This window comes from Candidatus Infernicultor aquiphilus, from assembly GCF_002784285.1.
Taxonomy (GTDB): Bacteria; Atribacterota; Phoenicimicrobiia; order Phoenicimicrobiales; family Phoenicimicrobiaceae; genus Infernicultor; species Infernicultor aquiphilus.
The window spans coordinates 1-8,601 of the sequence record NZ_PFKO01000351.1; the positions used below are offsets into that span (position 1 = coordinate 1).

Annotated in this window: 8 protein-coding genes; all 8 read left to right on the forward strand. The window is 31.4% G+C overall.

Translation table 11 applies throughout. The annotated features are described in order from the left end of the window. Nucleotides 1–2,488, forward strand: a 2,488-nt coding sequence (gene alaS / locus COZ07_RS09870) for an alanine--tRNA ligase (RefSeq protein WP_406608397.1), incomplete at its 5' end; no start/stop codon positions are given. Nucleotides 2,489–2,717: 229 nt separating this feature from the next. After that, on the forward strand, nucleotides 2,718–3,152 hold the full coding sequence (gene ruvX / locus COZ07_RS09875; RefSeq protein WP_406608398.1) for a RuvX/YqgF family protein: 435 nt from the start codon (nucleotides 2,718–2,720) through the stop codon (nucleotides 3,150–3,152). Continuing rightward, nucleotides 3,149–4,132, forward strand: coding sequence for an endolytic transglycosylase MltG (gene mltG / locus COZ07_RS09880; protein WP_406608399.1), 984 nt, complete (start codon nucleotides 3,149–3,151; stop codon nucleotides 4,130–4,132). The genes ruvX and mltG overlap by 4 nt, the downstream gene beginning before the upstream one ends. Before the next feature lie 59 nt (nucleotides 4,133–4,191). Beyond that, a complete protein-coding gene (gene udk, locus COZ07_RS09885) occupies nucleotides 4,192–4,803 on the forward strand; it encodes a uridine-cytidine kinase (protein ID WP_406608400.1) in 612 nt (203 codons plus the stop codon). A gap of 92 nt (nucleotides 4,804–4,895) precedes the next feature. Further along, the gene (locus COZ07_RS09890) at nucleotides 4,896–5,429 is read left to right on the forward strand and encodes a YqeG family HAD IIIA-type phosphatase (protein ID WP_406608401.1); all 534 of its coding nucleotides are present in this window, start codon (nucleotides 4,896–4,898) and stop codon (nucleotides 5,427–5,429) included. An 85-nt stretch (nucleotides 5,430–5,514) separates the two neighbouring features. Further along, complete coding sequence (locus tag COZ07_RS09895; protein WP_406608402.1) at nucleotides 5,515–5,937, forward strand: four helix bundle protein; 423 nt, start codon at nucleotides 5,515–5,517, stop codon at nucleotides 5,935–5,937. A 97-nt stretch (nucleotides 5,938–6,034) separates the two neighbouring features. Then, nucleotides 6,035–6,793 carry a DUF3307 domain-containing protein gene (locus tag COZ07_RS09900; RefSeq protein WP_406608403.1) on the forward strand — a complete coding sequence of 253 codons (759 nt, stop codon included), beginning with the start codon at nucleotides 6,035–6,037 and terminating at the stop codon, nucleotides 6,791–6,793. A gap of 33 nt (nucleotides 6,794–6,826) precedes the next feature. Next, a complete protein-coding gene (gene gspE, locus COZ07_RS09905) occupies nucleotides 6,827–8,545 on the forward strand; it encodes a GspE/PulE family protein (RefSeq protein ID WP_406608404.1) in 1,719 nt (572 codons plus the stop codon). The last annotated feature ends 56 nt before the right edge of the window (nucleotides 8,546–8,601 follow it).

Genomic DNA, 8,601 nt, shown 5'->3' on the forward strand with positions numbered 1-8,601 from the left:
GGTTAAATCTTCCTTAAAAAGAGCCACTACTTGCCAAAAATGTATTAGAACAAATGATATTGAAAATGTAGGAAGGACTGCTCGACATCATACTTTTTTCGAAATGTTAGGAAACTTTTCTTTCGGCAATTATTTTAAAGAAGATGCCATAAAGTGGGCTTGGGAATTTTTTACCGAGGTTATGGGGTTTCCGGAAGAAAAACTATGGGTCTCCATATATCAAGATGATAACGAAGCCTTTGATATCTGGCATAATCTGGTAGGTCTTTCTGAAAAAAAGATTATCAGATTAGGAGAAGAAGATAATTTTTGGAAAGTTGGCCCGACTGGACCTTGTGGACCTTGTTCTGAAATATATATAGATCTGGGTAAAGATAAAGCCTCCCAAGAGGGTGGCGGAGTAGGAGTAGATGGCGAAAGATATCTTGAATTATGGAATTTGGTATTTATGCAATACAACCGTAATGAAGATGGCTCACTTACTCCTTTACCAAAAAAGAATATAGACACTGGTTTAGGTTTAGAAAGAATAGCCTCTGTACTGCAAAATGCTGATACAGATTTTGAAACAGATTTGTTCTTGCCCATTATAAAATTTGTGGCTCAAAATGCAGGCATAAAATATAAAGAAGATAAGAAAAAAGATTTAGCCCTAAAAGTAATTGCTGATCATATTAGGGCTTTGGTTTTTATGGTTTCTGATGGGATAGCTCCTTCTAATGAAGGACGGGGTTATGTTCTTCGAATGCTATTGAGAAGAGCCTTCCGTTATGGAAAGATTATTAAATTCGATCAACCCTTTTTATACGAAATTGCTCCTATGGTGATAGATTTAATGAAAGAAGTTTATCCAGAAATACCTAAAGAAAAAAACCAGGTCTGCCAAATAATCCTTACTGAAGAAAAAAAATTCCAGGAAACTTTAAATCTAGGGCTACAAATCTTAGATAAGATGAAAGAAGAATTAAAAGAAAAGAATAAAAATAAACTTAGCGGGGGAGAGGTATTTAAACTTTATGATACCTATGGATTCCCTTTAGAATTGACTAGAGACATTCTTGAGGAAGATGGCTTTGGGATTGATGAAGATGATTTTAAAGATGAAATGAAAGCTCAGAGAGAAAGATCTCGAAAATCTTGGGTGGGAACTAAAGTTACTGCTGAAGGTGATAAAATTAAGCAGAAATTATACCAGGATATTTTAAAAGAGCAAGGAGAAACAGAATTTATTGGCTATGATTTTGATGAAGCTAAAAGCAAAATAATGGCTATTATAAAAGAAGATAAATTAATAGATGAGGTAAAAGCGGGAGATAGATGTGAAATAATTTTGAAGAAAACACCATTTTATGCTGAAAAAGGTGGACAGATTGGAGATCAAGGACTAATTATCTCTTTATCTGCCGATGATTTATTAATTGAAATATCAGATACTCAAACTCCCCTGGAAGGATTGATAACTCACTTTGCTGAAATCAGAAAAGGGGAAATAAAGGTTGGCGATAAAGTATTAGTTAAATTAGATTTATTACGTAGAAAGGCAATTGCTCGAAATCATACTGCTACACACCTCTTACACCAAGCACTTCGAGAAGTATTGGGGAACCATGTGAAACAGTCTGGCTCTGCAGTAAATGATGATCATCTACGTTTTGATTTTAATCATTTTGCTACTTTAAGTAGAGAAGAAATAGGAAAAATTGAAGATTTAATAAATATAAAAATATTAGAGGATTTAAAAGTGGAGACAAAAATATCCACTTTTGATCAAGCCAAACAAATGGGAGCAATGGCTTTATTTAGTGAAAAATATGGCGAACAAGTAAGGGTAGTAAAGATAGGAGAATTTAGTTTAGAATTATGTGGGGGAACTCATCTAAATTCTACTTCTAATATAATTCTATTTAAAATATTAAATGAACAAGGAGTGGGGAGTGGTTTAAGAAGAATAGAGGCAATAACTGGAGAAAGAGCTTTAGAATATATGGAAGAAAAAGGAAACATTATTAACCAAGTTTCAGATAAATTACAAACTGCACCTGCTGAAATATTAGCCAAGATTAATCAGATTATAGCTGATAATAACTATATGAAGAGAGAAATTAAAATTATTCGAAATAAATTAGCTCACTATGAAGTGGATAGTTTGATTTCCCAAAAGAAAGAAATCAAAGGAGTAAATGTTATATCTGCAAAAGTTGAAGCAGTAGATTTTGATAACTTAAGGAATTGGGGTGACTTGATTAAAGAAAAAATTAAGTCTGGTGTAATAGTATTGGGTACAGAATTAGATCAAAATAAAGTGGGACTATTAGCTATGGTAACTGATGATTTAGTAAAAAAAGGTTTTAATGCAGGAAATATAATAAAATCTATTGCCCCTATTATCGGGGGAAATGGTGGCGGAAAGAAAACCATGGCTCAAGCTGGGGGACCAAAAGTAGACCAGCTAAATCAAGCTTTAGAAAAAGTATTCGAACTTATTTAGATATATAAATCATTATGAGCAGATAACGTCTGGGAAGGGCGTATTGCCTGCCTGTGCGTGTCCGCACGCAGACAGGCAATACGCCCCTACACAAACTATTCTTTTATAGCAAGTGATTATTTATGTAGGGGCACGATGCATCGTGCCCACAGTAAATCTTTAGTAATTAGTCAATTGGTGAATTGGCAAATTGGCTAATTGGCTAATTGGCAAATTGGTGAATTAACTCATGAGAATTTTAGGAATAGATTTAGGCGAAAAAAGAATTGGGATCTCTATAAGTGACGAATTAGGAATTACCGCTCAGGGATTACCAACCATCAATTCGGTTAACGAGGTAGAGGATTTAAAAAATTTAAAAGAAATTATTGATCAATACAAAGTAGAAAAAATAATATTAGGGCTTCCTAAAAATATGAATGGAACTTTAGGTGGACAAGCAAAAAAAGCTCTTTCTTTTGCTCAAAAACTTAAGGAAAATTACCAACTACCAGTAGAGTTAGAAGATGAAAGATTAACTACAGCCAGGGCAGAAAAAATATTAATCGAAGCAGATAGAAGTAGAAAAAAGAGAAAAAAAGTTATTGATAAAATGTCAGCAATGTTAATTCTTCAATCGTTTTTAGATAGAAGGATGATAAATAATACAGAGATAAAAAAATGAACTTCCTATATAAATTATTTTTTGTATTCTCCTTGATTTTTTTAGTCACTATCTTATTTCTTACCGCAATATCTTTCCCCTTGGTAGAAAATTCTACCATCCAAAAAATTATCGATATCCCTTCCGGTACTAATGCAAAAGAGATTGTGCATATTTTAGAAAAAAATGAAATAATAGGAAAAAATAATTACCTATTTATAATTTTAATTAAATTATCAAAATTAGAAGCTAAACTAAAATTTGGAGAATACAATCTTAGCCCCTCTCTGAATATGCTTCAAATATTAAATAAATTAGCCAGAGGAGAAATAGTTGTATATAAAATAACTATTCCAGAAGGTTATAACTCTATCCAAATTGCAGAACTATTGGATAAAAAAGAGATCGTAGAGAAAGAATCTTTTTTAAAATTAGTAAAATATGGTGAAAAATCTTGGGAGGGTTATTTATTCCCTGATACTTATGAAGTGCCTAAAAAATATGGAGCAGAAAATATGCTTAAACTTATGTTATCAAATTTTGAACAAGTAGCGGTAGATAATAAATTAATAAATAAAGCTGAGCAAACTGGATTTACTATGGATGAAATTATTACTCTGGCTTCAATTATTGAGAAAGAAGCTAAATTTGCTGAAGAAAAAAAACAAATATCTTCTGTTTTTCATAACCGATTAAAAAGCGGTATGAAATTACAATCTTGCGCTACCATTCAATATATTTTAGGAAAACCTAAAGAAAAATTAGAGGAATCTGATTTAGAAATAGAATCTCCTTATAACACCTATCTCTATAAAGGTCTTCCGCCAGGCCCAATCTGTAATCCCGGGATTGATTCAATAATTGCCGCCCTTGAACCCGCAAATGAAGATTATTTATTTTTTGTCTTAGGAGATAATGGGAGGCATATATTTTCCAAAACTTATGAGGAACATTTAAAGAACAAAAATGGCAAAAATGACAAAAAAGGTGCCTGGCACTAAATTTGTCATAATGACAAAAAAGGTGCCTGGCACTAAATTTGTCATTCAGGAGAAAGCTTATGAAACCATTAATAATAGGTATTGCTGGAGGAACTGGTTCCGGAAAAACTACAGTTGCGAGTAAAATATATGAAAGTTTAAAGGGAGTAAATGTAGTAATAATTCAGCAAGATGCATATTATAAAGATTTAAGCCATCTTAGCTTAAAAGAAAGAAAAAAAATAAATTTTGATCACCCTTCAGCCTTTGATAGTGAACTTTTAGTAGAACATTTAAAGAAATTAATTAAAGGGAAAAAAATAGAAAAACCTATATATTCATTTACAAATTATACTCGGAATAAAGAGACAGAAAAAATAACTCCTCAAAATATAATAATATTAGAAGGAATTTTAGTATTAACCGAAAAAAGAATAAGAGATCTGTTGGATATAAAAATTTATGTGGATGCCGATGAAGATGAAAGATTTATTCGAAGATTAGTAAGAGATACCAAAGAAAGAGGGCGGACTATGGAATCAGTAATTGAACAATACTTAAATATTGTAAAGCCTATGTTTTTACAGTTTGTAGAGCCTTCTAAAAGATATGCGGATATCGTTATCCCTCAGGGTGGACTAAACGATGTAGCAATTGATATAATAGTAAGTAAAATAAAATCAAGAACTTAAAATTAGTATTTAGTATATAGTGAATGGCAGGTAGGGGCGTATTGCAATACGCCCCTACTAACTATCTAACGAATAGATAAGGAGAAAGATAATTGTTTGAGATTTTAAAACCTAAGATATATGTTGATTCAATTTATAACTTAGATTTAAAAAAATTAAAAAAACTAAAAAACATAAAGAGTATTATTGTAGATTTAGATAACACTTTAATCGCCTGGGGCAATAATGAAATAGATAATAAAGTTATTAATTGGATTAAAGAAGCAAAAAAATTAGAATTAAAAATTTGTATTGTTTCGAACTCCAATTCTAACCGAGTAGAAAAAATTGCCAAAATATTAAACCTTCCTTATTACTCAAAATTTTTTAAACCTTTAGGTATAACCTTTATTAATGCTCTTAAGATTATGAAGGCCAATTATTTAGATACAGTGGTAATAGGAGACCAGATTTTTACCGATATATGGGGAGGCAACAGATTAAAACTTTTTACTATTTTAGTTACTCCCATAATTAAAAGAGATTCTATGGGAACATCCTTTCAACGTTCCCTCGAAAAAATTATTCTATTTTTCTGGCTTAAAAGAGATGAAATAAAAAAAGAAATTGGTAATTGGCCAAAATGATACAATTCACCAATCTACCAATTCACCAATGCACCAATTTTCCAATTCTCCAATTGGAGAAATAATAAATTAAGGAGAATTTTATTTGCCTACTCTAAAATCATTTGAAGAATTACCAGTTTGGAAAGATGCAAGAAAATTTGCAAACAAAATATATAATTTAACTAAGAAATTCCCCAAAGAAGAAAATTACGGATTAACTTCACAAATTACCCGTGCTACGGTTTCTATTGGTTCTAATATTGCCGAAGGCTTTGACCGTTATTCTAAAAAAGATTTTATAAAATTTTTAATCATAGCCAGAGGTTCAATATCTGAAATCCAGAATGACTTATATATTGCTTTAGATTTAAAATATATTAATCAAAAAGATTTTCAAGAAAATTATTCTTTAGCCAAAGATTTAGGAAAACAAATTAATGGTTTCATTAAATACTTAAAATTATATGACAAACAAAATTCTAAAGCAGGCAAGACTAATGAGGAATATTGTAAATATGATTTTTGAACATCAAATTTTTTAATTTCCTAATCGGTAAATTGGAGAATTGGTGAATAAGCTAATTGGCAAATAGGTCAATTGGTTAATTGGAGAATTAATACCCATGTTTCTATTTTATAGATTACTCCTTGCCCATGTAATTGCAGATTTTCCCTTACAAACCAAACAAATATTTAATATAAAGATGAATACTGAATGGGGAGTAATACTGCATACCCTTATAGTATTGATATTTTCAATTCTCTTTACTTTCCCCTATTTGGAAAATCTAAAAGTTATAGCAGTGCTTTTAATTATATTTCTATCGCATACCGTAATCGATAAACTAAAACAGAAACATTCTAAAAAAGCAGATACCCCTAATCTAAAGATATTTTTACTTGATCAGGTTTTACACCTCTCTATAATTGCCGTATTAACTTTCAACTTCACTGAAAAGATTTTACTAACCTCCCCCTTTAATAATGTTTTTATAGATTACTTGATACATCTCTATAATAATGATATATTTATTATAAGTTTAATAGGATATATTATTACAGTTTTTTTTATACCGATATTACTTATATATATAAAAGAAGAAGATGTTCCTTTTAAACCCCAAAAATTAAATAAGCAAAAAATAATAAAAATAAAAATACCAGCCAATAAAATAGTAGATAAATTTTACCGATTATTTTTAACACTCTCAGCCCAGTATTTAGATGAACAATGGACCATCGTAATTTTTATATTATTTGTAGTGGTAAGCCTTATCTCTTATCAGGTAAGTCCAGAAAGAATAGAAAAAGTATATAATTTAAAAAGGATTATCAATACATCATTGGCAATATTTATGGGAGTAATATTAAAAATAGTTTAAAATTATAAACCTTGGTAAAAAAATGGAGGAAAAATGCAAAGAACAGCAGAAAAAGGTATCACCGGGGAATTCTTATCTGATATATTACGTAAAAAAGGTTTAATCTCAGAAAAAGATATAGATAGAATTATTAAAATGCAGAAAGATAGCGGTAAAGACCTTCAAAAGATAATCATTGAGCTTAATATACTTAAAAAAGATGAGATGATGATTGCTTTAGCAGAAGAAATTGGAGTAAAATATGTAAATTTAAGCGATATAGATTCTGATCCCGTAATAGTAGTACTAATTCCCGAGGAGATGGCCAGAAGACATCAGCTTATCGCCATAGATAAAAGTGAAAATAAATTAACGGTGGCTATGGCTAACCCTTTAGATGTTTTTGCCTATGACGAAATTAAGATAAGATTAGGCTATAACCTGGAAGCAGTATTATCTTATGGTGAAGATATTAATAAAGCTTTAGATGAAGTATTTGGGGTGACTGATGAATGGGATCAGGTAATTGATAAAGTTGAAAATATGACCGTAACTGTATTGAAAGAAGAAGAGAAAGAAGCAGAACTATCTGCCTTAACTGCAGGTGAGGAAGCCCCTATTATTTCCCTGGTTAATCTGATGATTTTAAGGGCAGTTAAAGAAAAAGCCAGTGATATTCATATAGAATCATTTGGTGATGAAACTCTTCAAGTACGTTATCGCATAGATGGAATTTTACACGATGTAATGTCTCTTCCTCGTCAACTTCGTTTAGCAGTTATTTCTCGAATTAAAATAATGTCAGATTTAGATATTGCCGAAAGAAGATTGCCCCAAGATGGCAGGATTCAAGTCAATGTTGGTGGAAGAACGATAAATATCAGGGTCTCAACTCTCCCCACCGTTAATGGAGAGGGGGCAGTTTTAAGGATATTAGATCCAACCAGTATCTTATTAGAATTAAATGCTTTAGGGTTTTCCCAGGATATACTTCCTAAATTTACATCTTTAATAAAAAAACCCAATGGTATAATTTTAGTCACTGGTCCCACCGGAAGTGGAAAATCTACTACCCTTTACACTACTCTAAATATATTAAATTCAACAGAAAAGAAGATTATGACTATTGAAGATCCGGTAGAATATAGATTAAAAGGGATCAATCAAGTACAGGCTAAACCGAAAATTGGACTTACCTTTGCTGCTGGGCTCCGAAGTTTCTTAAGGCAAGACCCGGACATTATGTTAGTAGGGGAGATAAGAGATAAAGAGACAGCGGAGGTAGCTGTTCAGGCGGCTCTCACCGGTCATCTGGTTCTAAGCACACTTCATACCAATGATGCCCCCAGCTCAGTAATAAGATTAATCGATATGGGGATAGAACCTTTCTTAATTTCATCTTCAGTAATTGGAGTTATAGCTCAAAGATTAGTCCGCAGAATATGTCCCAGATGCAAAAAAGAAGTCAAGTTGACCTCAGATTTGGCGAAAATTTTAGAAGAGTATAGTATGGATAGCAGAAAAATAATCTTAAATAAAGGTGAAGGATGTCCCTATTGTAAAGAAACCGGGTATAAAGGTAGAATAGCCATTTTTGAGTTGATGATAATGACTGATACCATAAGAGATTTAATTTCCAGTAATATTACTTCCGGTAAGTTAAGAGAAACAGCTATTAAAGAAGGGATGTGTCAGCTAAAGGAAGATGGTTTAAAAAAAATTTGTGAAGGTGTAACTACTATTGATGAAGTTTTAAGAGTTGCTTCAGCTTAACTAATTAAAGGTTGGATCTTAACCAATGTAGGGAGGTAAATAAATTGTCTGCTCAT

Excerpts from the sequence above, each read along its gene's own strand:
- udk (WP_406608400.1), top strand. The coding sequence starts at position 4,192 with ATGAAACCATTAATAATAGGTATTGCTGGAGGAACTGGTTCCGGAAAA.
- COZ07_RS09900 (WP_406608403.1), top strand. The coding sequence starts at position 6,035 with ATGTTTCTATTTTATAGATTACTCCTTGCCCATGTAATTGCAGATTTT.
- mltG (WP_406608399.1), top strand. The coding sequence starts at position 3,149 with ATGAACTTCCTATATAAATTATTTTTTGTATTCTCCTTGATTTTTTTA.
- ruvX (WP_406608398.1), top strand. The coding sequence starts at position 2,718 with ATGAGAATTTTAGGAATAGATTTAGGCGAAAAAAGAATTGGGATCTCT.
- gspE (WP_406608404.1), top strand. The coding sequence starts at position 6,827 with ATGCAAAGAACAGCAGAAAAAGGTATCACCGGGGAATTCTTATCTGAT.